Genomic DNA, 23,331 nt, shown 5'->3' with positions numbered 1-23,331 from the left:
CATCAGTCAGTTTACGGCGGCGCACGCTGGGTGGTTGCCAGGTTGACGGGGCACGTCCATGCCCTGAACGGCATGTGACCGGGGGTTCCGGCGTCAGGCCCCGGGGTCGCGGGGCAGCCGGACGATGCGGCGGCGGTCGTCGTGCGTCCACCAGACGAGGTCGGCCACCGCCCAGGTGACGGCACCCAGGCCGGCGGCGACGACGACGACGGTGACGACGGTGACGTGGCCGCCGCCGACCGTCAGGGCGGCGACGATGCTCGCGATCACGACGAGCGCGCAGAACGACGTGACGAGGGGCAGGGCGAGGCCGCCGCGTTTGGTGAGCAGCCAGTTCGGCACGTCGGGATCGACGTGGACGTCGCGTCGTCGCACGGTGCCTCCTCGGCGGATCGGGGTCCAGGCGATCGTAGCCCGCGCACCTTGTACCCTCGGGTGCATGAGCGACCTGCGGCGACCCTGGTTCACCCTGACGAAGACGGGTGCCGTGGTGCCCGCCGTGTTCGAGGTGCTGATCGGCTTGTTCGGCCTCGTCGTGCAGGTGCTCAACATCGCCTCGGGGGTACCGGTCCAGGCGATCACGGTCATCATCCTGATCGTCGCCGTGCTGCTGGTCGCGCAGGGCGTCGCCGACCTGGTCTGGTGGAGCAAGGACGGCCGCCGGGCGAGGGCGCGCCAGGCCTGACCGCTCGGCCGGGGCCACCCGGCCCCTCGGGTCAGACGGACGCCTCCGGCCGTGGCCTCCGCAGCCGGTGCGTCGCGAGGAGCACGACGACCACCACGCCCACCCCGATGGCGGTGTCGGCCGACCGGGCCGCCACGAGGGCGCCCACGTCGACGGGTGCGCCGCCGAGTGCCCGCATGCCGAGCGCCATGGGCGTGATGGTGACCAGCGCGAGCCCGTAGTTGCGGACGATCAGCAGCTCGGTCGCGAACTGGAGCACGCCGAAGGCGACGATCAGGGCCGCGACCCCGGGGTGCCACGCCAGCAGCAGAGCGGCGAGGCCCACCCCGACGAGGGTGCCGAGGAGGCGGTGGCCGGCCCGCACGAGCTGGCCCGCCGTCGCGGTCCCCACGACGGGTACCACGGCCGACACCATGGCCCAGTACGGGCTCTGCACGCCGAGACCGAGGCTGATCAGCCCGGCCGCGATCGACGCGACCAGGCAGACGGCGGCGTGGACGACCGTCCGCCGGCCGTCCAGGGGACGGGGCCCGCGCCTCCATCGGCGTCCGTCGACGGTCGCGAGCGCGCGACGACCGGCGGGCAGCAGCACGCCCGCGAGCGACGCGAGCAGGGCGAGTGCGAGGCTCGCCGGGGCGACCACGGCTGCGACGGCGACGGTCGACCCGGTCGCGGGCACGAACGCGGTGACGCCCAGGCCGAAGACGAAGAAGAGCGGCCCGGGCGGGCTCCAGCGGCGCAGGTCGGAGAGGGCCGAGGTGATGCCGGCCACGATGCCGATCGTGACGACGAGCAGCCAGACCGGGGCCGCCGAGGCGGCCAGCGCGGTGCCCAGCACCACGCAGGCGACGAGGACGAGCCCGGCCTCGAGCTGCATCTCGAGCCGCTGGAAGCGGGGCAGCCCCCGGCCGAAAGCCGAGGCGAAGGCCCCGAACACCGCGTAGGGCGTCCACTCCACGTGGCCGATCAGGGCCAGCACGACCATCGGTGCCAGGACGGACGCGGCGACGCGGGCGGCCGGACGGTGGGCGCCGTCGTGTGGGCCGAAGCGGACCAGGTCGCGTGGGTGCGGCAGCAGGCGGTGGGTGGGGGTCGTGGTCGTGATGTGGCGGTCCTCTGGTCGGCGCGGCGTGGGCGCTCGTCGTCGAACTGCTTCACGGGTGAATGATCTGCGCATCACTTTACTCGTGAAGCATCGCTAGGCTCAAGGGCATGACCGATCCCGGGCTCCGAGACGTGATGGACGACGTCCACGACCGGTGGCGCGAACTCCGGCCCGACCTCGACGTCTCGGCGATCCCGGTCGTCGGCCGGGTGAACCGGCTCGCCCGCATCGTGCAGCGTCGTAGCGACGACTTGCTGGCCGAGTTCGGCCTGGGGCGCGCGGACTTCGACCTGCTCGCCGCCCTGACCCGCCGCGGCGGACCGATGAGTCCGACGCAGTTGGCGGACGAGACCCTGCTCTCACCGCCGGCCGTGACGAAGCGCGTCAAGGGGCTGCTCGCGGCAGGCCTCGTCGATCGCTCCGCGAACCCCGCCGACCACCGTGGCTACTTCGTCGCGCCGACCGCGGCCGGGCGCCGTCTGATCGACCGCGTGCTCGAGGTCCAGCTCGCGGACGAGCGGGCCGTGCTCGCCGCCCTGCCCGAGGAGGCGCGCCCAGCCGTCGCGGACGGCCTGCGTCACCTGCTCGTCGCCCTCGAGGGGTGAGCCGTGAGCGTCTGGTCGGAACGGCGGGAGAAGAGAGCCGGCCACGGGACTCGAACCCGTAACCTTCCGATTACAAGTCGGATGCGCTACCAATTGCGCCAGGCCGGCGGAGCGTGCCCATCTTACCCAGCCCGCGCCTCCTCACCCGGCGAGCAGCATGCGGTCGGCGCAGGATTGGCGTTCCGAGGCCGAGAAGTGGTGAAGTAGACGCAGCGCACCGCGCCCGCCGGACGCACCGACCTGAGGAGCCCCCTTGTCCACGATCTTGACCGCGCTCGGTTCGCTCGCCATGCTCTTCGTCAGCTTCGCCCTGTTCGCCTACTCGTTCGGCTCGGGCGAGCCCAACGCCTTCGTCTTCTTCGGGGGCATCGTCCTGATGACCGGGTCGTTCTGGCTGCCCATCACGGTGATCGGCAACAGCCACAAGACCTGGTGACCGGCGCGGCACCCGCGACCGGGTGCCGCCGAGGGCGGTCGACCCGCTACGGCGTGCTGACGAACTGCTCGGGGTCGAGCAGCTTGCGAGGCTTGGCGTCGTCAGCGTCGCGTCCGCCCACGTAGAGCCAGCCCAGCAACTGCTCGCCCTCGCGCAGGCCGTGCGCGGCCGCCACCTCGGGAGCCCGGGTCAGGACGCCCGTGCGCCAGAAAACGCCCCAGCCCTCGTCGTCGAGCACGAGCGACAGCAGGTGCGCGACGCCCGAGGCGACCGATTCCTGCTCCCAGTAGGGCACCTTGCGGCTGTCGCGGGGCGAGACGACCACGGCGACGATCAGCGGCGCCCGCAGCGCCTTCTGCGTGAGCTTGTCGCGGGCGTGGCCCTCGGCCCCGCCCGCGTCGGCCAGCGACCGGCCCACGACGAGCCGGTCGTCTCCGCGGAACTCGATCAGGCGCCAGGGCCTCAGCTCGGAGTGGTCCGCCACCGTCGCCGCCGACCGCACCGCGTCGAGCAACTGCTCGTGCGTCGGCGCGACGTCGGTGACCTTCGACCGCGACCGACGACGTCGGGCGGCGTCGGCGACGGCGCTCACTACTCGGCGGCCTTGAAGTCGAGCGAGATGCTGTTCATGCAGTAACGGTCGCCGGTCGGCGTGCCGAAACCGTCGGGGAACACGTGGCCGAGGTGCGAACCGCAGTTCGCGCACCGGACCTCGGTGCGGGTCATGCCGAGCGAGTTGTCCTCGATCAGCTGGACCGCGTCCGGGTTCACCGACTCGTAGAAGCTGGGCCAGCCGCAGCCGCTGTCGAACTTGGTGCCGCTCTTGAACAGTTCGGCGCTGCACGCCGCACAGGCGTAGACGCCGGCACGGCTCTCGTCGAGCAGTTCACCCGTCCACGGGCGCTCGGTGGCGGCCTCCCGCAGGACGGAGTACTGCTCGGCGTCGAGCTCTTCGCGCCACTGCTCGTCGGTCTTCTCGATCTTGTACGCCACGATGATCTCCTTGCTTGTCGGGACTCCTCATTCAACACGGTCGGCCGGTGCACGATTCCCGGGCCCCCACCGGGCTGTCAGACTCCTGCTCGTGAGCACCTCCGACCGCTTCCTGGCCGCGGCCCTCGCCTTCGACCGCGAGGGGTCGCCGTCGCAGGCAGAACTCGCGCGGGGCGTCGCGGGTGATCCGGCGGCGCTCGCCGTCGTCGATCGAGCCGAGGAGGCGCGGCGCCAGCCCGTCCTCGTCCTCGCGGTCTGCCGGTGGCTGGGTGCGCCGCACGGCCCCTGGTCGGTGCTGCGGCCCTGGCTGCTCGCCCGCTCCGACGACGTCGTGGCCGAACTCGGCCGACGGCTCACCCAGACCAACGACGTGCGCCGCTGCGCGCCGCTGTCGATCGCGCTGGCTCGCGTGCCGGGCCCGATCGCCCTGATCGAGGTCGGCGCCTCGGCCGGGCTCTGCCTCGGTGTCGACCGCTACGGTTACCGCTCGGGTGACCGGAGCTGGGGCGATCCGTCGAGCACGGTGCAGCTCGGGATCGACGTCGTCGTCGACGGCGCGGCCCGGTCCGAGGCGGAGCTGCCGACGGCCCCGCTTCCCGAGATCGTCTGGCGGGCGGGGATCGACCTCGACCCGGTCGACGTCCGCGACCCCGACCAGGTCGCCTGGCTCGCGACGCTGCTGCCCCCCGAGCGCGCCGATCGGCGGGACCTGCTGGGGCGGGCCGTCGCGCTCGCCCGCACCGCGCCTCCTCGTCTCGTGGCGGCGGACGCCGTCGACGGTCTCGCCCCGCTCGCGGCCGAGGCCCCGACGGGCGTCACGCTCGTCGTCGTCTCGACGGGCACACTCGTCTACCTGCCGGGTCGCCGGCGTCAGGCCTTCGTCGACGAGGTCGGCCGGCTGGGCGCGCGGTGGATCTCGTACGAACGGCGCGACCTGCTGAGCGACGTGGTCGCCGAGGTGCCGCCGAGGGTGTCTCCCGACGACGCGTTCGCGGCCCTCGCCCTCGACGGCCGGGTGCTGGGCATGGGGGACGCCCACGGCACGCGGCTGCACCTCACGGCCTGACCGCGGGTCGGGCGCTCGCGACACCCGGCGGCTCCCCGAGCGGGTGGACGGGTTGTCGGACCACGCCCCCGGCCTCCGCGATCGGTCGGGGCGCCGCCCATAGGATGACCCGGAACCCAGGGGAGGGCCTCGACGATGGACGAGAAGGCGACAGGTGACGACGTGCGCTCGAGCGCGTTGTCCGAGCTCGACCGTGCCGTCCTGGACTTCGAGCAGCACGCCCCGGCCGCCGCCGGTGCCCGGGAGGCCGCCGTCCGTCGCGAGTTCGGCCTCGGGATCGTCCGCTACCAGCAACTGCTCAACTCGCTCATAGACCGACCCGCTGCACTGGCCTACGCACCCATGCTCGTCGGCCGCCTGCAGCGCCTGCGAGTCGCCCGCCGCGACGCCCGATCGACCCGTTCGTTCGGTCCGACCCGCTGACCCACGAGAGACCACGCATGCCGAAATTCGACCGAGACCGGTTCGACGACGTCCCCGCCGACCTCGACCGCGTCGGAGCCCACCGGGCCGAGAAGCGCCCCGGCAGCGGCTGGATCGCTTTCGCCTGGGCCGCGTTGGCCGTCGGCGTGCTGGTCGGTGCCGGCGTGGTCTACCTCGGGGTCGCGAACAACAGCTTTCAGTTCGTCAACCCCTCGACGTCGAGCACCGCCGAGGCCCAGGCGCCCGAGACGGAGACGGTGACCCCGACGGCCTCGCCGACGGTGGCCCCGCTGACGGACCCCTCGCAGGTCGACCCCTCGGTCACCACCATCACCGTCCTGAACGGCACGGCCACCGCCGGGCTCGCCGGTTCGGCCTCCGAGCGGCTCGAGACCGCCGGGTGGGTCGTCGGCACCCAGGGCAACGCGAGCGAGCTCGTCGCGACGTCGACCGTCTACTACTCGGCGGCCGACGACGAGGCCGCGGCGCTCGGGCTCGCCCAGCAGCTCGGCATCACCGACGTCGAGGCGAGCGACGCCTTCCCGGGTGCCGCTGTCACCATCGTCCTCGGGGCCGACTACCGCGCCTGAAGACGCCGCTCCCGCGGCATCGATCCGAGGAGGCGCGGGTCCCGTCGGGCCCTCACCGCACCTCCCGTGTTACGCCCACGTTTAATAACCGGTGAAATCCTCGTTTTCTGCGGGTGTTTCTCGGTCGAGGCGCGCTTTTCCGCTTTTCCCGTGGTTACCATCTGGAATTGGTCGCCCCTCACGGCTCGCCGACCTGGTGTTCTGCACGAGTGACGCTGTCCCGTCCGGGTTCGCAGGTCGCTGCGTCGACGACCCGGCCCTGCAGCACCGCACGCGCCGTACCACCACAGCAAAAGGGGAGCGACACCATGGCAAACGGGACCGTCAAATGGTTCAACGCGGAGAAGGGCTACGGCTTCATCACCGTCGAGGGTGACGGCCAGGACGTCTTCGTGCACTACTCGGCCATCGACATGAGCGGGTACAAGGTGCTCGAAGAGGGCCAGGCCGTCGTGTTCGAGGTCGGCACGGGCGACAAGGGGCCGCAGGCGGAGTCCGTCCGGCTCGCCTGAGGCCCGCCGGAGCGCCTCGCCGCGCCCACTCCCACGCCGCACGCCGTCACGGTCCACCGTGGCGGCGTGCTCGTGCGTCCGGGCCCCGTCACGTCACTTGCACTCTCATCGGGCGAGTGCCAGAATCGTTGCTGGCACTCGCGACACGTGAGTGCCAATGCTTCTGCTTCATGACGTCCGGGAGGGACGAAAAACACACATGGCTAAGATCATTGCTTTTGACGAAGAGGCCCGTCGTGGCCTCGAGCGTGGCCTGAACATCCTGGCCGACGCGGTGAAGGTCACGCTCGGCCCGCGTGGTCGCAACGTCGTGCTCGAGAAGAAGTGGGGCGCCCCCACCATCACGAACGACGGCGTCTCCATCGCCAAGGAGATCGAGCTCGACGACCCCTTCGAGAAGATCGGTGCCGAGCTCGTCAAAGAGGTCGCGAAGAAGACCGACGACGTCGCCGGTGACGGCACGACCACCGCGACGGTGCTGGCCCAGGCCCTCGTCCGCGAAGGTCTGCGCAACGTCGCGGCCGGTGCCGACCCCATCTCGCTGAAGCGCGGCATCGAGAAGGCCGCCCAGGCCGTCTCCGACCAGCTGCTCGCCGACGCGAAGGACATCGAGACCAAAGAGCAGATCGCTGCCACGGCCTCGATCTCGGCCGCCGACCCCACCATCGGTGCGCTCATCGCCGAGGCGATCGACAAGGTCGGCAAAGAGGGCGTCGTCACCGTCGAGGAGAGCAACACCTTCGGCACCGAGCTCGAGCTCACCGAGGGCATGCGCTTCGACAAGGGCTACCTGTCGCAGTACTTCGTCACCGACCCCGAGCGTCAGGAGGCCGTCTTCGAAGACGCCTACGTGCTCATCGTCAACTCGAAGATCTCGAACATCAAGGACCTGCTGCCGATCGTCGACAAGGTGATCCAGTCGGGCAAGCAGCTGCTGATCATCGCCGAGGACGTCGACGGCGAGGCCCTGGCCACGCTCGTCGTGAACAAGATCCGCGGCATCTTCAAGTCGGTCGCCGTCAAGGCCCCCGGCTTCGGTGACCGTCGCAAGGCTCAGCTCCAGGACATCGCCATCCTCACCGGTGGTCAGGTCATCGCCGAAGAGGTCGGTCTCAAGCTCGAGAACGCGACGCTCGACCTGCTCGGCCGTGCCCGCAAGGTCATCATCACCAAGGACGAGACGACCATCGTCGAGGGTGCCGGCGACGACGAGCAGATCGCCGGCCGCGTCCGTCAGATCCGCAGCGAGATCGAGGCGACCGACAGCGACTACGACCGCGAGAAGCTCCAGGAGCGCCTCGCGAAGCTCGCCGGTGGCGTCGCCGTCATCAAGGCGGGTGCCGCGACCGAGGTCGAGCTGAAAGAGCGCAAGCACCGCATCGAGGACGCCGTGCGCAACGCGAAGGCCGCCGTCGAAGAGGGCATCGTCGCCGGTGGTGGCGTCGCTCTCATCCAGGCCGGCAAGACCGCTCTGGCCAACCTGCAGCTCGAGGGCGACGAGGCGACGGGTGCGAACATCGTCCGCGTCGCGATCGACGCTCCCCTGAAGCAGATCGCCTTCAACGCCGGCATGGAGCCCGGCGTCGTCGCCGACAAGGTCCGCGGGCTCGACATCGGTTGGGGCCTCAACGCCGCGACCGGCGAGTACGTCGACATGCTGGCCGCCGGCATCATCGACCCCGCCAAGGTCACGCGCTCGGCTCTGCAGAACGCCGCGTCGATCGCCGGTCTGTTCCTCACGACCGAGGCCGTCGTCGCCGACAAGCCCGAGAAGAACCCGGCCCCGGCCGGCGACCCCTCGGGTGGCATGGACTTCTAGTCCGCATCCGCGCGGCTCACGCCGCGCACACGCTCAAGGGCGGTTCCCCTCCGGGGGAGCCGCCCTTCGGCGTCGCCGGGGGAGGGGCGCGCCTCGTGCTCGGTGGTTCGGCCGCTTCCGCTTCCGGGGAACACGCCAGGACGTGGTCACGACGCCACGAGAAAACGTGGTTCAGTGCCCACGTCGTGGCGTCGTGTCCAGGGCGCGGGGTGCCGGCCGTGCCGGTCGGGCTAGGCGGTCACGCCGGCGGGCTCCGCCGCGATGACGGCGTCGGCGGGCATCAGCGGCAGGGCGACACGGAAGGTGGCTCCACCGCCGGGGGTGTCGTCGACGTCCACCGAGCCGCCGTGGGCCGCGACGATGCCCGAGACGATCGCCAGGCCGAGGCCGCTGCCACCGGTGTCGCGCGTGCGGGACGAGTCGGCACGCCAGAACCGCTGGAAGATCTTCTCGCGGATCTGCGGCGGGATGCCCTCGCCGTGGTCGACGATGGCGACGGTGGCCACACCGCGTCCGGGGTCGGACTGCACCACGAGTTCGATCGGGCTGTCCGGCTCGGTGAACCGCATGGCGTTGCCCATCAGGTTGGTGATCACCTGACGGATCTTGTTCTCTTCGCCGTGCACGATGGCCGGGGCCTCGAACCTCTGCACCTCGTCCTGCAGCTGGGCGGCCGTCGCCGTGTCGCCGTTGCGGACGGCCCGAGCCCTCAGGCTGCGGAGGCGCGCGAGGGTCGCGCCCGCGAACGAGATCGGGCTCGTCGCGCCGACGGCTGCGCCCGTGAGCGCCGTGCCCGTCGCGGGGGTGTTCGCGGCGGGCGAGGCCGTCTCGGGGGAACGTCCGTCGGCCTGGGTGTCGTCGCCGTCGGCGGGGGCGGGGGCGGGCGACGGTGCGAGGACGGGCTCGAGCACGATCACGTCGATGTCGCGATCGGGGTTCGACGCCATGGTGTCGAGGGCCGAGTCGCGGGCGAGCTGGACGAGGTCGACGGGGCCGAGCTCGAGCGGCTTGGACTCGTCGAGACGGGCGAGGGCGAGCAGGTCCTGCACCAGGACACCCATGCGGATGGCCTCCTTCTCGATCCTGTCCATGGCCTGGGCCACGTCCTCGGGTTTCGTCAGGGCACCCATGCGGTAGAGCTCGGCGTAGCCGCGGAGGGAGACGAGCGGCGTCCGGAGCTCGTGACTGGCGTCGCCGACGAAGCGGCGCATCTGGTCGATGGTCTTGGCCCGGTCGTCGAAGGCGCTGTCGATCCGGTTGAGCATCGTGTTGAGGGATCGGTTCAGACGCCCGACCTCGGTGTTCGGCGTCGTCGAGTCGAGCCGCTGGGTGAAGTCGCCGTCGGCGAAGCGGGCCGCCGTGGCCTCGACGTCACGCAGCGGCGCGAAGGTCGACGTGACGAGCAGGCGGGTGAGGGCGGCGCCGAGCACGACGACCGAGAGGCCGAACCCCAGGAAGATGCCGCCGAAGCGCCCGATCGTCGCATTGGTGCCCGCCAGGTTCGTTCCGGCCACGATGACGGCGGGCACTGTCGTCACGCTGCCCTGGGCATCGGTCGAGCGCAGGGCGGCCGCGTGGGCGAAGAGGCGCCACTCGTTGTCGCGGCTCGAGTTGTACCGGTTGAAGGCCTCGTCGAGGGGAGCGCCGGCGACGCCGACGCCCGTGAGGTCGGGGGCGTCGGTGGCACTCGACAGCTGCGAACGGGTGTCGCAGATGAGATCGCCCTCGTCGTCGAGGATCGCGACGTAACTGCTGGTCAGGCCCGCGAAGTTCACGGTGCACGAGCGGGAGTCCGCCTGGTCGAACGAGGCGCTGGTGAAGTTGGTCGCCGAGTTCCGCAGGGACGTGTCGACCTGACCCATGAGGTAGGTGCTCAGGACGGTCATCGTGCCCAGGCCGGCGACGACGAGGCCGAGGGTGACCAGGGTCACCGTGATGCCGGTGATCTTGGTGCGGATGGAGATCTCGTTCCACCACTGCGAGAGGCGAGCGTGCATGAGGACAGACGCTAGCGGAACCGGCTGGGCGCACCCCGCCCGTCGGAGCACGTACGACGACGCCCGACCGCTCGGGGCGGTCGGGCGTCGTCGTGTTCACGCACCAGGGCTGGTGGTCAGGCCTTCGTGGCCTTGAGCATGTAGCCGAAGCCCCGCTTGGTCTGGATGATGGGCTCCGTCGAGAACTGGTCGAGCTTGCGACGCAGGTACGAGATGTAGCTCTCGACGATGCCGGCGTCGCCGTTGAAGTCGTACTCCCACACGTGGTCGAGGATCTGGGCCTTCGACAGCACGCGGTTCGGGTTGAGCATGAGGTAACGGAGCAGCTTGAACTCGGTGGGGCTGAGCTCGATGGCCGTCTCGCCGATGGTGACCTCGTGGGTGTCCTGGTCCATCGTCAGCTCACCGGCACGGATGATGGCGTCTTCGTCCTCGTTCATCGTGCGACGCAGGATCGCCTTGATGCGCGCGACGATCTCGTCGAGGCTGAAGGGCTTGGTGACGTAGTCGTCGCCGCCGACCGTGAGGCCTGTGATCTTGTCCTCGGTGTCGTCCTTCGCCGTGAGGAAGAGGATCGGCGACGTATAGCCCGACGAGCGGAGGCGCTTGGTGACGCCGAACCCGTTCATGTCGGGCAACATCACGTCGAGGATGATCAGGTCGGGTTCTTCTTCGAGGACCGCCGAGATCGCCTGCGCGCCGTTGCCGACCGCACGGACGGCGAAGCCGGCGAAACGCAGGCTGGTGGTCAACAGGTCGCGGATGTTCGGTTCGTCGTCGACGATCAGGATCTTGGGGCCGTCACTCATGCGCCCAAGTATCTGCGCGCCTCCTCGGTGTTTCCTGTGAGCCGGAGGCACGTCACCCGCACGCTGCCGGAGCGGCAGCCCTCAGGTGGCCGAGACAGCGGGACGCATGGACGTGGACGCGGACGTGGACGCAGACGCGGACGCGGACGCTCAGGCGTCGGGGGCGGACCACTCGACGTTGGGCACCAGGGCGACGCGCGTCGTCAACTCGAGCAGCTCGTCGGGCACGGCCAGCGTGAAGTCGACGCCTTCACGCCGCTCGAGCACCGCGGTGTAGCCCGAGGCCCGGGTGATCTGCCACCCCGGGAACTCCTCGACCGACGCGGCGACGACCTGGGCCTCGGAGGCGTCGTCGGTGGCGCCGATCGCGGTGAGGCCGGCGAACAGGTGGTCCTTCACCGGCGACCCGGCGAGCAGGTCGCTGCGTTCGATCACCTCGGGATCGGGGCTCCAGGTCACGATGCTGAGGGTCGCCCCCGCGTGGAGGCCGCCCTGCACCTCGTAGGTGCGGGCGACCGACACGACGACGGACGGGTCCCACTCGGCGAACCGGGCGACCTGGCCGCGGAACTCCATGGCGTCGTGGTCGAGGGAGGCCACGAGCGGACCGAACGTCGCGAACGGGGCCTGGTCGGCCGCGAACACCCTTCGCAGGCTGTCGCGCCAGAGCTCGTCGTCGCCCAGGGGGAGGTCGGCGTCCGTGGCGTCGCTCACGCGGCGACCACCGGCGAGTCGAGGATGGTGTAGCTGTAGCCCTGTTCGGCGAGGAACCGCTGACGGTTCTGGGCGAAGTCCTGGTCGACCGTGTCGCGGCTGACGAGCGTGTAGAACGAGGCTGGCAAGCCCGACTTCTTCGGCCGCAGCAGACGACCGAGTCGCTGTGCCTCTTCTTGCCGTGACCCGTACGAGCCGCTCACCTGGATGGCCACGGTCGCCTCGGGCAGGTCGACCGAGAAGTTGGCCACCTTCGAGACGACGAGCACCTTGAGGTCGCCGTCGCGGAAGCGCTGGTAGAGGCGTTCGCGCTCGTCGATGGCGGTGCTGCCGGTCAGGGTGGGGGCGTCGAGCACGGCGGCGAGCTCGTCGAGCTGGTCGAGGTACTGGCCGATGACGAGGATCTGCTCGCCGTCGTGCCGGGCCACGAGGTGCTTGACCACGTCGAGCTTGGCCGGGGCCGTCGCGGCCAACCGGTAGCGCTCGTCGTCGGGGGAGGCCGCGTACTCGAGCCGCGCCTCCTGGGGGAGGTCGACCCGCACCTCGTAGCACGAGGCCGGCGAGATGAAGCCCTGGGCCTCGATCTCCTTCCACGGGGCGTCGAAGCGCTTGGGGCCGATCAGGCTGAAGACGTCGCTCTCGCGGCCGTCCTCACGGACCAGCGTGGCGGTGAGGCCGAGGCGCCTGCGGGCCTGCAGCTCGGCGGTCAGCTTGAAGACCGGCGCGGGCAGGAGGTGCACCTCGTCGTAGACGACCAGGCCCCAGTCGAGCGCGTCGAGCAGCGAGAGGTGCGTGTACTTGCCCCCGCGGCGGGCCGTGAGGATCTGGTAAGTGGCGATGGTGACCGGCTTGACCTCCTTCACCGAGCCGGAGTACTCGCCGATCTCGTCCTCGGTCAGCGAGGTGCGTTTGAGCAGCTCGTCCCGCCACTGTCGCGCGGAGACGGTGTTCGTGACGAGGATCAGCGTGGTGGTGCCGGCGGCCGCCATGGCCCCGGCCCCGACGAGGGTCTTGCCGGCGCCGCACGGCAGTACGACGACGCCCGAGCCGCCCTCGAAGAAGTTGTCGATCGCCTTCTGCTGGTAGTCGCGCAGGTGCCAGTCGCTCTCGTCGAGGTCGATGGCGTGCGGGGTGCCGGGCGTGTAACCGGCGTGGTCCTCGGCGGGCCAGCCGAGCTTGACGAGCTGTTGCTTGACCTCGCCGCGCGCCCACGGCAGGAGCTCCCACAGGTCGTCGGCCCGCTTGACGCCGAGCAGCTCGCCGACCTTCTTGGCCCGGGTGACCTCGCTCAGCACGGAGCTGTCGGTGCCGCGCAGCAGCAACTGGTCGCCGTCGCGCTCGATGACGATGCGGCCGTAGCGGGCGACGGTCTCGGCGATGTCGACGCTGACGCTCTGCGGCACCGGGAACTTGCTGTACTTCTCGAGCGTGCCGAGCATGTCGTCGGCACTGTGCCCGGCCGCCCGTGCGTTCCACAGTCCGAGGCGGGTGATGCGGTAGGTGTGCACGTGCTCGGGAGCGCGCTCGAGCTCGGCGAAGACGCTCAGGTCGTGCCGCGCGTCCTCCGCCTGCTCGTGCGCGACCTCGAGCAGGACGGTGCGATCGCTCTGCACGATCAGGGGTCCGGTCATGAGGGTCGAGTCTAGGCGCGCCCGGTCCCGGCTCTCACAGCCGGGCACCGGTCGGCGCCCACCCGGCAGGACGAGGAGGCGCGGCTCGGCCGACGAGGGCCGCCCGCCTCAGTCGCGACTCGCGACCGCCACCACGTTCTTCAGCGGCAGCGTGCGCTCGACGTCGGACTTCTTGTCGCGACCGCGGACGCGTCCGCCCCCGATGCCGGTGGGCTCCATGTCGAGGGTGGTGGTGCTGCCGTCGGGCATCGCGACCGTCACGGTGACCGTCAGACGGCCCTTCACGGCGGCGTCGAGCTGGCGGGCGATCCAGGCTCGGTCGGTGGACTCGTCACCGGAGCCGGGGTCGGTGTGCAGACGCTCGACGAGTTCGCGCAGCGGGTCACGCGTCTCGATCGGGGCCGGTCGCCGGGGTCGGCGTCGGGACGGCGGGACGACCTCGGCACCGCCCTCGTCGACCACGACGACGGGGTAGCGCTCGTCGCTCAACGACCAGAAGACGGTGTCGCGTTCGAACCGGCTCGCCACGGTCGTCGCGTCGACCCGGGTGAGGGCGAGGGGCGAGAGCGACTGGTCGACCTCGAGGGTGTCGAGGCTCGCACGGTCGTCCGCGACCACGAGCGACAGCGCGTCGCCCGGCACGCCCGCGGGGGCGCCGCCCGGCGCGATCGCGCGGACTCGGTAGCGCCCGTGCCGTTCGGCGCTCTGCTGGATCAGGTAGTCGAGCGGCTGGGGGATGCCCGTCGACGAGATGCCGCCGAGGAACTCGCGCAGCGAATCGGCGGACTCGCCCTCGCTCAGGGCCCGTTGCAGTCCGCCCTCGGTGATGCGGTAGGTGGCCGCGAGGCCTGCGCTCTCGACCACCGCGATGACGCGGAGCCGGGCGTCGATGGCGGGCGACAGGGGCCCGGGCGACACGACGCTGAGGTCGTGCTGCAGGTAGACCTGCTCGACCGCGTCGGGCAACAGGGCGGCGACCCGGGTGCGGGCGGCGGCCGGACCGTCGCGGAACAGGGCGACGGCCGCCGAGGTGGGGGTGTCGTCGGAGGTCAGACCCAGCACCTCGGCGCTGCGCGAGAACGCGGCGATGCGCTCGGTGATCCAGCTGCCCCCGGCCGGGTAGGACCAGTCGGAGAACTCGCGCAGCGGCAGTCCCCACGACGTGTCGACGCGTTGCTCGAGCACCGCGAGGATCTCGGTCGGCAGCGATGCGAGCCAGGCCCGCGTCAGCGTCTGCCACCGGTCGGGCCAGGAGGCGCGGAGCCAGTCGGTCGCGTCGGCGGCCACGACCCAGCCGTCCGGGCTCGGCGCGGCCAACCCGGCCCGCACGGCGATGGCGAGCACGGTCGCCACGTCGTCGACGTCGATGCGGGCGGCCTCGGCGAGGCGCCTCGACTCGGGCAGGGCCAGGCCCCCCTTCGCGAGCTCGCGGGCAGGTGACTGCTCGAGGGCACGGAGGATCTCGGCGACCTCGATGACGACGGCGTACAGCCGCTCGGCCGAGCGGGCGTCGGCGTCGTCGCGGGCCTGGTCGAGGACGGTCTCGAGCACCACCGGCGGTCGTTCGGAGGTCAGGATCTCGAGGGCCAGGGCGGGGTCGTCGTCGAGTCGCTCGCCCACGGCGTCGAGGGTCGAGACGGAGTCGCCGCGGCGGACCACGAGGAAGGCCTCGTCCACGCGGTCGAGCGCGGCGGCCACCGTCTCGCGGTCGACCTCGAAGGCGGCGTCGATGCGCTCGTGCACGGCGTCGACGTCCCCCGGCACCCGCACGACCTGCAGCACGATGAGCGCGACGCGGTCGAGGTGGGCGAGGGCGTCGCGCACGCTGGCCGGCTCGAGCAGGACGTCCGCGAGGTCGAAGGCGTCGTGGACGCTCGACGCCCGGACCTGCCGTCGAGCGAGGCGGCGCAACAGGTCGTCGTCGTCGATGGCGCGCAGGACGCCTGCGAGGTCGAGTGCACTAGCCATGGTCGAGGCCTCCAGCCGTCGTGCAGCCCGGGTCTGCGGTTACCGTCTGGTGCCCCGTGAGTCGCGGCTGCGACGCACGGCGCTCGCCACCACGAATGCGAGGAGCATCGCGAAGGCGATCGGGAGCCCGATGAGGGGCAGGATCGTGAGTGCGGGCCAGACGCCCGCGGTGAAGTCGGTGACACCCGTCGCCACGCCCACGAACCTCGTGAAGAACGCGAGGACCGAGACGACGACGATGGCGAGGATCATGAAGAGGAGGACGCGCTCTGTACGATTGACGTCAGAGGGCGCACTCGGTTCGATCTTCTTGGCCACGGGTCAACGATAGTGCGGTGCGGCCCTACCCGGCGATCTAAGCTGGGGCGACCCACCCCCAGGGTCACCCGTCTTCACGAGAGGTCCAGTCATGCCCACCGGCAAGGTCAAGTTCTACGACGACGAGAAGGGCTTCGGCTTCATCAGCAGCGATGACGGCCAAGAGGTCTTCCTCCACGCGTCGGCCCTGCCCGCCGGCACCGTGGGTGTCAAGGCGGGAACCCGCCTCGAGTACGGCATCGCCGACGGCAAGCGCGGCGCGCAGGCCCTGTCGGTCCGCGTGCTCGAAGCCGCCCCCAGCCTCGCCAAGATGAACCGTCGCTCCGCCGACGACATGGCCGTCATCGTCGAAGACCTCGTCAAGGTGCTCGACAAGGCCGGCGGCGACCTCCGTCACGGCCGGTACCCGCAGAACGGCGCCCGCATCGCCGTGCTGCTGCGCACCGTCGCGGACTCGTTCGATGCCTGAGGCCGCCACGCGCACGCCCTGGTCCGAGCTCGCCCGTCGCGCCCTCACCGAGATCACGCCCGACGAGACGATCGGTGCCGAGGCCGACCCGATCGACGACGAGCCCGGCGTCACCTCGGTGCGCTTCGCCACGCTGCTGCCCGGTTACCCCGGCTGGCACTGGACGGTCAGCGTCGCCCACCTCGACGGCGAGGAGCCCTCGGTGCTCGAGGCCGAGCTCATGCCCGGTGACGGCGCCCTGCTCGCCCCGGACTGGGTGCCGTGGGCCGACCGCCTCGCCGACATGAAGGCCCAGGAGGCCCACGGCGACGACGAGGACGACGAGTCGGACGAGGACGACGACGAAGACGACTCGGACGACAAGGACGAGTCCGACGACGAGCGCGGGTCGATCGTGCACGGCGGCGACGTGGACGGCGTCGACATCGACGACCTGGTCGACGCCTCCGAGGGCTCCGACGACGACTCCGACGATTCCGGGCGGGCCGTCGACGCACCCGTCGTGCCGGCCGCGCACCCCGAGGCGGACCTCGACGACGACTCGCACGACGACGACTGGGACGGCGAGGATGAAGACCCGCTGAGCAGGCGACGGAAGTAGTCCCTCAGGCCAGACCCGCGCCTCCTGCGTCGGGGTCGGACCACGACGAAGGCCCCGACACGATCGTGTCGGGGCCTTCGTCGTGCGGGCGATCGGTCAGAGGGCGTCGACGACGAACTCGATCGACCGGATCAGATGGCGGACGTCGTCGGGCTCGATGGCCGTGAAGGTCGCGACGCGCAACTGGTTGCGGCCGAGCTTGCGGTAGGGCTCGGTGTCGACGATGCCGTTGGCGCGGAGCACCTTCGCGATCGCGGCGGCGTCGATCGACTCGGCGAAGTCGATGGTCGCCACGACCTGGGAACGGTGCGACGGGTCGACGACGAACGGGGTCGCGTACTCGGAGGCGGTGGCCCAGTCGTAGAGCGCCGACGACGACTCGCGCGTGCGGGCGTCGGCCCAGGCGAGTCCGCCGTTCTCGAGCATCCAGCGGGTCTGGTCCTCGAGCAGCAGCAGGGTCGTCAGGGCGGGCGTGTTCAACGTCTGGTCGAGCCGCGAGTTGTCGACGGCGTTCTTGAGGCTGAGGAACTCGGGGATGTAACGGCCGCTGGCGGCGATCCGCTCGACCCGCTCGATCGCCGCGGGGGAGAAGAGCGCGAACCAGAGGCCGCCGTCGCTCGCGAAGTTCTTCTGCGGGGCGAAGTAGTAGACGTCGGCCTGCGAGGCGTCGACGTCGATGCCGCCCGCCGCGCTCGTCGCGTCGACGACGGTGAGGGCGCCGGGGTCGCCCGCGACGCGGGTGACCGGGGCCATGACGCCGGTCGAGGTCTCGTTGTGCGGCCAGGCGTAGACGTCGACGCCCTCGAGCACCTCCACCTCGGCCAACGAGCCGCCCTCGGCGGTGACCACGTGGGGGGCCTCGAGCCAGGGGGCCGCGACGGCCTTGGCGAACTTCGAGCCGAACTCGCCGAACGACAGGTTCTCGGCACGCTTCTCGACGAGCCCGAACGCCGCCGCGTCCCAGAAGGCGGTCGAGCCGCCGTTGCCCAGCACGACCTCGTAGCCGTCGGGCAGGCGGAAGAGCTCGCCCAGTTCGGCGCGGACGCGACCCACCAGGTCCTTCACGGGGGCCTGACGGTGCGAGGTGCCGAGGATCGTCGCGCCGGCGGTGACGAGGTGCTCGAGCTGGGCGGCCCGCACCTTCGAAGGGCCGCAACCGAAGCGGCCGTCGGTGGGCAAGAGGTCAGTGGGAATCCGGATGTCCGCCATGCGCTCGATCCTAGTGACGCGGCGCGGTGCCCAGCGTGCAGCCGGTAGGCTTGCGGGGTAGTCCACGTGTTCCACCGGGAGGCCCCTGTTGACCGATCTCGTCGACACCACAGAGATGTACCTGCGCACGATCCTCGACCTCGAAGAAGAGAACATCGTGCCGCTGCGTGCGCGCATCTCCGAGCGTCTCGGCCACTCCGGTCCGACCGTGTCGCAGACCATCGCCCGCATGGAACGCGACGGCCTGGTCGTCGTCTCCGGCGACCGACACCTCGAGCTCACGCACGACGGACGCGCGAAGGCGACCCACGTCATGCGCAAGCACCGCCTCGCCGAGCGCCTGCTCGCCGACGTGATCGGCCTCGACTGGGCCTACGTGCACGACGAGGCCTGCCGGTGGGAGCACGTCATGAGCGAGCAGGTCGAACGACGACTGCTCGACATGCTCGACCACCCGACCGAGTCGCCCTACGGCAACCCGATCCCCGGGCTCGACGAGCTCGGCGACTCTCCCGCGGGGCGCTTCCTCGACGGCGTGGTCAACCTCGTGGCCGTGCTCGCCGAGCACCCCGAGGGCGTCACCCGGCCGATCCGTCGCCTGGCCGAGCCGGTGCAGTTCGAGCCCGAGCTGCTGCAGCAGTTGCAGGGCGCCGGCGTGCTGCCGGGCGGCGTCGCGACCCTTCGCTCGGCGGGGTCGTACGTCTTCGTCAAGGTCGAGGGCCACGACGAGGGCCTCGAGCTGCCGACCGAGGTCGCACAGCACATCTACGTCGGGCTCTGACCGCTCACCGAGGCGGGATGCGGCCGCGCGGGATTCTTGCGTCCGTGCGCCGCGCCTCCTGCGTTCTGCGCCGGATCACGCAGTCGTTTACCGATTCGTTACAAATATCCCTCTCGAGGATGATCTCGCAGGGGTCGCTGGGCTACAGTCGCTGAGTCCCCAGGCTGCTGAACCGGCCGCCGGACCCGTGGCAGGACGTCTCTCACGCCCGTCTCCTGCCGTGTGTCGTCGCGATACGAACGAACGGACGGGACAGCTTCCCGAAAGCTGTCGAGACGCAGGAGACCCACCCTCTTGACCCTCCCCGGCTCAGACCACACCCCCGACGTGCGCCCGAACCGCACCGTCGCCACCCGCACCCCCGCCGATCTGCCGACCCGCTCGTCGCTGCGTCGCGCCCAGGCCACGGCCGCGCCCGCCGCCCGCCCGGGCCGCCCGTCGGTCAAGCGCAGCGTGGTCTCGGTGACCGTGATGACGCTCACCGCCGGTCTGATCGGCACGATGGCGCTGCCGGCGTTCGCGTCGAACCCGGCGGCGGCGAACGGCCCGAGCGTCGGCGCCGCGTCGACGAGCTCATCGACCAGCCACGCGCAGAGCGTCGCGGTCGCGGACGACGTCGCCCTCGCGGACGCCACCCGAGACGGCTACACGGCGACGTCGCAGGCGGACCTCAACGCGGCCGCCCTCGCCAGCCAGCGTGAGGCCGAGCGTGCGGCGTTGGCCGCGAGCTACGCCAGCTACACGGGCCCGACGGCCGCCCAGAACGTGGCCGCCGCGACGAGCTCGGCGACGGGCACCGTCGCCACGCCGGGAGCGTTCAGCCTCAGCGCCGTCTACGCGACGGCCCTGCAGTACGTCGGCACGCCCTACGTCTTCGGTGGCGCGACCCCGGCCGGCTTCGACTGCTCGGGCTTCGTGATGTACGTCTACTCGCAGTACGGCATCTCGCTGCCGCATTCGGTCACCCGCCAGGGAGCCCTGGGCACGCCGATCTCGGCCGCCGAGGCGCAGCCCGGCGACGTCGTCATCTTCAACAACGGGTCGCACGACGGGTTCTACGCCGGAAACGGCATGATCCTCGACGCACCGAAGCCCGGTGGCTCGGTCAGCGTCCGCCCGCTGTGGACCTCCGCGGTGCACTACGTGCGCTACGGGGCGTAGGCGACCCGCGCCTCCTGGGGCACCGCGCCTCCCGGGACACCGCGCCTCCCGGGGCATCGTGCGCCCGGACGGCGCCCCGCGTGAACAACCTGTGAAGGGTCGTCCTGCCTCTAGGCAGTGCGACCCTTCCGGGGTTAACCTGGCGATCTCGGAGTTCCGCTCAGACCAGGAGCGTCAGATGCCTCGTTCGACCGCCACCCGCACCATGGGTGCGCTGTCGCACGAGCACATACGACACCCCGCCATGTGACAGAGCACCGTCCTCGTGACGGTGCTTTTTTCGTATCGGTGGGCCTGTTGGGCCTGCGCAGCCCCGAGAGATCGAATCCCTGGAAGCCGTCCAGGGTGCTTCGAAAGGGAAAGCATGCGCACTCTCGTCCTGAACGCCGGTTACGAGCCCCTCGCCGTCGTGTCCGACCGGCGGGCCCTCGTCCTCGTCATGAGCCAGAAGGCGACCGTCGTCGCCGCCGATGCGGAACACCCCGTCCTCGGGGCGGCGACGTCGTGGGATCGCCCGTCCGTCATCGTGCTGACGCGGTACGTGCGCATCCCGCACACCCGGCAGATCCCCGTCTCGAGGCGGGGCGTCATGCGGCGCGACTCGCACCGGTGCGCCTACTGCGGTCGGTCCGCGACGACGATCGACCACGTGCAGCCGCGGTCGCGGGGCGGGGCGGACAGCTGGGAGAACCTCGTCGCGTGCTGCCTCAAGTGCAACAACCTCAAGAGCGACCGCACCCCGCACGAGATGGGCTGGGAGCTGCTCTTCACGCCCAAGCCACCGCACGGGGTCGGCTGGGTCGTGCGCGGCATGGAGCGGACGCAGGCGAACTGGGACGAGTACCTCGCCGCCGCGTGAGGCCTGGCGCCGGCGCCCGCTCGTCTGCCCATGAACCCCGTTCGCGAAGATGAACCCCGCTTCATCGGGGTTCACCTTCGCGAACGGGGTGCACGGCGGGCCGGACGGCAGGAGGCGCGGGTTCGGTAGACTCGCGGGGTCAGCCTCTGTAGCTCAATGGAAGAGCAGTTCCGTCCTAAGGAAAGGGTTGGGGGTTCGAGTCCCTCCAGGGGCACCTGACGTCGCTTCGCGACGATGCCCCTGGAGGGACTCGAACCCCTGCGGCTCCGCGCTCTGCGCGCCCGTCCAGGGGCACTCCTCGCTTGCGCGCGTCGAGCCCCTTGCGGGCCTCGAACCCGCGCGGCCCGACGGCGCTGGCGCGCCGTCCCCTCCAGGGGCACCTGACGTCGCTTCGCGACGATGCCCCTGGAGGGACTCGAACCCCTGCGGCTCCACTCTGCGCGCCCGTCCAGGGGCACTTCTCACGAGCGCCGATCGGCTACGCGGGCAGCTCGGGCAGGGCCAGGAGCGCGATGCCGAGTGCGGCCGCCACCGCTCCCAACGCCGTGATCGCCACGCCCGGCAGGGCGCTGCCGCCGTCCCGCTGCCGGACGATCAGGACGCCGCCGACGATGCCGACGAGCCCGAGGACGAGGAGGGTGATCGAGAACACCATGAGGGACCTTCCGGTTGGTGGGAACGGTGCTGACGTCGCCGAGCCTGCGTGGGGGAGTCGCCGGCGCACACGCCACCGTGAGTGCCCGTCGCGCTCAGACGGCCGGGAACCACGCTACCTGGAGGCCAGGATCGCCGAGGGGCCAGAGTGGATACATGCCGACCGCCGCTGAGACCGCCCGCACGACCCGCTACGACCGGCAGATCGGGCGTCGCGACCTCACCGAGTGGCGCTCGAGGCCGGGCCGGCGTCTCGCGTCGCGACACAAGGTCGTCGCGCAGAAGGTCGGTGCCCGCCGCGCCCTGGTCGCGACGCTCGCCGTCGGCGGAGGCATCGCCCTCGCGGCGACCGCCGGGGCGGCCTACATCTACGACGGTGTCACGGGTCGGGACGGCATCGAGAGCCTCGACCGGCCGGCGCTCGAGCGCGCGAAGAAGCTCCGGAGTCCGGCGACGAACGGCGCGGCCGCCGCCCTCGCCCACGTCTTCGGGCCCGTCGTCCTGCCCGCCGTCACCGTCGGAGCCGCGGCAGCCTTCGGCTTCCGCGACCGCCACCCCAGTCCCGTCGCCCTCGTCGTGGCGGCCGGTGCGGGATCGCTCGCCATGACGGTCGTGGGCAAGAGGCTCATCAAGCGCAACCGGCCCGACCGTCACGAAGCCATCCCACCGTACGAGAAGTCCCCGTCGTTCCCGTCCGGCCACACGCTGAACACCACCACGATCCTCGGCGTGCTCGCCTACCTCCTGGCTCTCCGGCAGGAGAAGCAGGCACCGCAGGTCGCCCTCGTCGGCGCCGCAGCCGGGACGGCCGGCGTCGTGGGGTTGTCCCGCGTGCTGCTCGGGGCCCACTGGTTCACCGACGTCGCCGTCGGCTGGGTCAGCGGCATCGGCTGGCTCTCGCTGATCGTCACGAGCCACCGGCTCTACCTGAGCACCCAGGACGACGACGACGTCCACGAGTGACGCGGAGCACGACCGACGGGACCACCGCGGCGGGCGTGCGCCGCGCCTCCTCGTCCGGCGCCTCGTCCTGGGACGGCGGCGACGGCGTCACGCGCGGTCGTGCAGGGTGACCTGGTAGCCGTCGGGGTCGACGAAGGTGAAGGTGCGGCCGAAGGGGCCGTCGACCGGCGGGGTGGCGATCTCGACGTCGGCGGCGACCAGGGCATCGTGGATCGCCTGCGCGTCGGGGGCGAGCAGCCAGAGGCCGACGCCGCGACCGAGCGGGGCCGCGTCGAGGTCGACGCCGGGCAGCGGGCCCCGCACGGCGAACGCGATCGGGGTCGTGGCGAAGACGACGGCGTGGGGCGGGCCGTCCTGCCGGGTGAGCCCGAGGTGCCGTTCGTAGAACGCGGCCGAGCGCTCGACGTCGCGGACCTGGAGGGAGATGAAGTCGGGGCCGGTGGCGGTCATGGTGCCTGCTCTCGTGTCGTGGCGGTTGATGTCAGTTGACTGACACAGCAGAACCTATGTCAGACTACTGACATGAGTCAAGCCGCGTCGACCATCGACCTCGAGACCTCCGTGGGGTATCTGCTGAAGGAGGCGTCGAGTGCCCTCCGCGCCGCCATGGAGGCCGAGCTGCGCCCGTTGGGCATGACGATCACGCACTACTCGTGCCTCGAGCTCCTGGCCCAGCGCCCCGGGCTCTCGAACTCCGAGCTCGCCCGCGGCGCCTTCGTGACGCGACAGTCCATGAACGTGCTGCTGCAGTCGCTCGAACGCGACGGGCTCGTGCGGCGTGCCGACCGGGCGCCGTCGGGGCGGGCGTTGCCGACCGAGCTGACGGCGGCGGGCCGCCGCCAACTGGCGACGGCGAGTGCCGCCGTGCGGGGCGTCGAGGACGCGATGACGCGAGGGCTCGACCAGGAGGCGCGGCGTCAGGTGGTCACGGCCCTGCGGGGATTCGCGGCCGCGTTGCGCTGA

The 23,331-nt window shown here is 71.2% G+C and carries 28 protein-coding genes and 2 tRNA genes; 16 read left to right on the top strand and 14 right to left on the bottom strand.

Features of this window, described 5'->3' with window-relative positions:
* Positions 1 to 93: 93 nt before the first annotated feature.
* The gene (locus ACIOSR_RS13440; RefSeq protein ID WP_402752874.1) at positions 94 to 375 is read right to left on the bottom strand and encodes a hypothetical protein; all 282 of its coding nucleotides are present in this window, start codon (positions 373 to 375) and stop codon (positions 94 to 96) included.
* Positions 376 to 439: 64 nt separating this feature from the next.
* On the opposite strand from ACIOSR_RS13440, the gene ACIOSR_RS13435 reads away from it, so the two are divergent.
* Positions 440 to 685: a hypothetical protein gene (locus ACIOSR_RS13435; RefSeq protein WP_123571699.1), complete on the top strand. Its 246-nt coding sequence runs from the start codon at positions 440 to 442 to the stop codon at positions 683 to 685.
* Between the two features lie 31 nt (positions 686 to 716).
* On the opposite strand, the gene ACIOSR_RS13430 is transcribed toward ACIOSR_RS13435, so the two are convergent.
* Complete coding sequence (locus ACIOSR_RS13430; protein WP_402752873.1) at positions 717 to 1,862, bottom strand: FUSC family protein; 1,146 nt, start codon at positions 1,860 to 1,862, stop codon at positions 717 to 719.
* A gap of 35 nt (positions 1,863 to 1,897) precedes the next feature.
* On the opposite strand from ACIOSR_RS13430, the gene ACIOSR_RS13425 reads away from it, so the two are divergent.
* Positions 1,898 to 2,395: a MarR family winged helix-turn-helix transcriptional regulator gene (locus tag ACIOSR_RS13425; protein ID WP_082460032.1), complete on the top strand. Its 498-nt coding sequence runs from the start codon at positions 1,898 to 1,900 to the stop codon at positions 2,393 to 2,395.
* 35 nt (positions 2,396 to 2,430) lie between these two features.
* On the opposite strand, the gene ACIOSR_RS13420 is transcribed toward ACIOSR_RS13425, so the two are convergent.
* Positions 2,431 to 2,503 (bottom strand) — tRNA-Thr (locus tag ACIOSR_RS13420).
* A 145-nt stretch (positions 2,504 to 2,648) separates the two neighbouring features.
* On the opposite strand from ACIOSR_RS13420, the gene ACIOSR_RS13415 reads away from it, so the two are divergent.
* Positions 2,649 to 2,831 carry a hypothetical protein gene (locus ACIOSR_RS13415; RefSeq protein WP_055974590.1) on the top strand — a complete coding sequence of 61 codons (183 nt, stop codon included), beginning with the start codon at positions 2,649 to 2,651 and terminating at the stop codon, positions 2,829 to 2,831.
* A 46-nt stretch (positions 2,832 to 2,877) separates the two neighbouring features.
* On the opposite strand, the gene ACIOSR_RS13410 is transcribed toward ACIOSR_RS13415, so the two are convergent.
* Positions 2,878 to 3,423, bottom strand: coding sequence for a nitroreductase family protein (locus ACIOSR_RS13410; protein WP_402752872.1), 546 nt, complete (start codon positions 3,421 to 3,423; stop codon positions 2,878 to 2,880).
* Positions 3,423 to 3,824: a peptide-methionine (R)-S-oxide reductase MsrB gene (gene msrB, locus ACIOSR_RS13405; protein ID WP_043593533.1), complete on the bottom strand. Its 402-nt coding sequence runs from the start codon at positions 3,822 to 3,824 to the stop codon at positions 3,423 to 3,425. Before msrB ends, ACIOSR_RS13410 begins: the two co-directional genes overlap by 1 nt.
* Before the next feature lie 91 nt (positions 3,825 to 3,915).
* Here msrB and ACIOSR_RS13400 point away from each other — a divergent pair, with 91 nt between their 5' ends.
* The 5 genes from ACIOSR_RS13400 (at position 3,916) to groL (ending at position 8,234) form a co-directional block, all read left to right on the top strand.
* Positions 3,916 to 4,890, top strand: coding sequence for a DUF2332 family protein (locus tag ACIOSR_RS13400; RefSeq protein WP_402752871.1), 975 nt, complete (start codon positions 3,916 to 3,918; stop codon positions 4,888 to 4,890).
* A 135-nt stretch (positions 4,891 to 5,025) separates the two neighbouring features.
* Positions 5,026 to 5,313: a DUF3263 domain-containing protein gene (locus ACIOSR_RS13395; protein WP_056043106.1), complete on the top strand. Its 288-nt coding sequence runs from the start codon at positions 5,026 to 5,028 to the stop codon at positions 5,311 to 5,313.
* Between the two features lie 17 nt (positions 5,314 to 5,330).
* Positions 5,331 to 5,903, top strand: a complete 573-nt coding sequence (locus tag ACIOSR_RS13390) for a LytR C-terminal domain-containing protein (RefSeq protein ID WP_402752870.1) — start codon at positions 5,331 to 5,333, stop codon at positions 5,901 to 5,903.
* A gap of 308 nt (positions 5,904 to 6,211) precedes the next feature.
* On the top strand, positions 6,212 to 6,415 hold the full coding sequence (locus ACIOSR_RS13385; RefSeq protein WP_054146828.1) for a cold-shock protein: 204 nt from the start codon (positions 6,212 to 6,214) through the stop codon (positions 6,413 to 6,415).
* A 199-nt stretch (positions 6,416 to 6,614) separates the two neighbouring features.
* A complete protein-coding gene (groL, locus tag ACIOSR_RS13380; protein ID WP_043593524.1) occupies positions 6,615 to 8,234 on the top strand; it encodes a chaperonin GroEL in 1,620 nt (539 codons plus the stop codon).
* Between the two features lie 230 nt (positions 8,235 to 8,464).
* Here groL and ACIOSR_RS13375 read toward each other — a convergent pair whose 3' ends face one another.
* The 6 genes from ACIOSR_RS13375 to ACIOSR_RS13350 all read right to left on the bottom strand — a co-directional run bounded on the left by ACIOSR_RS13375 (position 8,465) and on the right by ACIOSR_RS13350 (position 15,671).
* Positions 8,465 to 10,231 carry a sensor histidine kinase gene (locus tag ACIOSR_RS13375; protein ID WP_402752869.1) on the bottom strand — a complete coding sequence of 589 codons (1,767 nt, stop codon included), beginning with the start codon at positions 10,229 to 10,231 and terminating at the stop codon, positions 8,465 to 8,467.
* Positions 10,232 to 10,347: 116 nt separating this feature from the next.
* The gene (locus ACIOSR_RS13370; RefSeq protein ID WP_043593521.1) at positions 10,348 to 11,040 is read right to left on the bottom strand and encodes a response regulator transcription factor; all 693 of its coding nucleotides are present in this window, start codon (positions 11,038 to 11,040) and stop codon (positions 10,348 to 10,350) included.
* 150 nt (positions 11,041 to 11,190) lie between these two features.
* Positions 11,191 to 11,754, bottom strand: coding sequence for a hypothetical protein (locus ACIOSR_RS13365; RefSeq protein ID WP_056043098.1), 564 nt, complete (start codon positions 11,752 to 11,754; stop codon positions 11,191 to 11,193).
* Complete coding sequence (locus ACIOSR_RS13360; protein ID WP_056043095.1) at positions 11,751 to 13,385, bottom strand: DNA repair helicase XPB; 1,635 nt, start codon at positions 13,383 to 13,385, stop codon at positions 11,751 to 11,753. The genes ACIOSR_RS13365 and ACIOSR_RS13360 overlap by 4 nt, the downstream gene beginning before the upstream one ends.
* A gap of 108 nt (positions 13,386 to 13,493) precedes the next feature.
* Positions 13,494 to 15,353: a helicase-associated domain-containing protein gene (locus ACIOSR_RS13355; RefSeq protein ID WP_402752868.1), complete on the bottom strand. Its 1,860-nt coding sequence runs from the start codon at positions 15,351 to 15,353 to the stop codon at positions 13,494 to 13,496.
* 39 nt (positions 15,354 to 15,392) lie between these two features.
* On the bottom strand, positions 15,393 to 15,671 hold the full coding sequence (locus ACIOSR_RS13350) for a hypothetical protein (RefSeq protein WP_054146822.1): 279 nt from the start codon (positions 15,669 to 15,671) through the stop codon (positions 15,393 to 15,395).
* Positions 15,672 to 15,762: 91 nt separating this feature from the next.
* Between ACIOSR_RS13350 and ACIOSR_RS13345 the strand changes: the two genes are divergently transcribed.
* Positions 15,763 to 16,140, top strand: coding sequence for a cold-shock protein (locus ACIOSR_RS13345; protein ID WP_043593516.1), 378 nt, complete (start codon positions 15,763 to 15,765; stop codon positions 16,138 to 16,140).
* Positions 16,133 to 16,741: a DUF3027 domain-containing protein gene (locus tag ACIOSR_RS13340; protein ID WP_402752867.1), complete on the top strand. Its 609-nt coding sequence runs from the start codon at positions 16,133 to 16,135 to the stop codon at positions 16,739 to 16,741. The genes ACIOSR_RS13345 and ACIOSR_RS13340 overlap by 8 nt, the downstream gene beginning before the upstream one ends.
* Before the next feature lie 96 nt (positions 16,742 to 16,837).
* Here the strand turns inward: ACIOSR_RS13340 and serC are convergent, their stop codons facing one another.
* Entirely contained in the window at positions 16,838 to 17,950 is a 1,113-nt protein-coding gene (gene serC / locus ACIOSR_RS13335) for a phosphoserine transaminase (RefSeq protein WP_402752866.1), read from the bottom strand.
* An 88-nt stretch (positions 17,951 to 18,038) separates the two neighbouring features.
* Here serC and ACIOSR_RS13330 point away from each other — a divergent pair, with 88 nt between their 5' ends.
* The 4 genes from ACIOSR_RS13330 to ACIOSR_RS13315 all read left to right on the top strand — a co-directional run bounded on the left by ACIOSR_RS13330 (position 18,039) and on the right by ACIOSR_RS13315 (position 20,965).
* Positions 18,039 to 18,731: a metal-dependent transcriptional regulator gene (locus ACIOSR_RS13330; protein WP_056043076.1), complete on the top strand. Its 693-nt coding sequence runs from the start codon at positions 18,039 to 18,041 to the stop codon at positions 18,729 to 18,731.
* A 327-nt stretch (positions 18,732 to 19,058) separates the two neighbouring features.
* The gene (locus tag ACIOSR_RS13325; protein ID WP_402752865.1) at positions 19,059 to 19,892 is read left to right on the top strand and encodes a C40 family peptidase; all 834 of its coding nucleotides are present in this window, start codon (positions 19,059 to 19,061) and stop codon (positions 19,890 to 19,892) included.
* A 364-nt stretch (positions 19,893 to 20,256) separates the two neighbouring features.
* Positions 20,257 to 20,751 carry an HNH endonuclease gene (locus tag ACIOSR_RS13320; protein WP_159827583.1) on the top strand — a complete coding sequence of 165 codons (495 nt, stop codon included), beginning with the start codon at positions 20,257 to 20,259 and terminating at the stop codon, positions 20,749 to 20,751.
* 142 nt (positions 20,752 to 20,893) lie between these two features.
* Positions 20,894 to 20,965 (top strand) — tRNA-Arg (locus tag ACIOSR_RS13315).
* Positions 20,966 to 21,229: 264 nt separating this feature from the next.
* Here ACIOSR_RS13315 and ACIOSR_RS13310 read toward each other — a convergent pair.
* Positions 21,230 to 21,406 carry a hypothetical protein gene (locus ACIOSR_RS13310; protein WP_158612924.1) on the bottom strand — a complete coding sequence of 59 codons (177 nt, stop codon included), beginning with the start codon at positions 21,404 to 21,406 and terminating at the stop codon, positions 21,230 to 21,232.
* A gap of 155 nt (positions 21,407 to 21,561) precedes the next feature.
* Here ACIOSR_RS13310 and ACIOSR_RS13305 point away from each other — a divergent pair, with 155 nt between their 5' ends.
* Positions 21,562 to 22,368: a phosphatase PAP2 family protein gene (locus ACIOSR_RS13305; RefSeq protein ID WP_402752864.1), complete on the top strand. Its 807-nt coding sequence runs from the start codon at positions 21,562 to 21,564 to the stop codon at positions 22,366 to 22,368.
* An 87-nt stretch (positions 22,369 to 22,455) separates the two neighbouring features.
* Here ACIOSR_RS13305 and ACIOSR_RS13300 read toward each other — a convergent pair whose 3' ends face one another.
* Complete coding sequence (locus tag ACIOSR_RS13300) at positions 22,456 to 22,818, bottom strand: VOC family protein (RefSeq protein ID WP_056043063.1); 363 nt, start codon at positions 22,816 to 22,818, stop codon at positions 22,456 to 22,458.
* 72 nt (positions 22,819 to 22,890) lie between these two features.
* Here ACIOSR_RS13300 and ACIOSR_RS13295 point away from each other — a divergent pair, with 72 nt between their 5' ends.
* Complete coding sequence (locus tag ACIOSR_RS13295) at positions 22,891 to 23,331, top strand: MarR family winged helix-turn-helix transcriptional regulator (protein ID WP_056043060.1); 441 nt, start codon at positions 22,891 to 22,893, stop codon at positions 23,329 to 23,331.

Origin of the sequence: Frigoribacterium sp. NPDC087798 (assembly GCF_044742985.1) — a bacterium.
Classification (GTDB): domain Bacteria; phylum Actinomycetota; class Actinomycetes; order Actinomycetales; family Microbacteriaceae; genus Frigoribacterium.
Note: the sequence above shows the minus strand (reverse complement) of the source record. Positions and strands in the feature narration are given on the sequence as shown.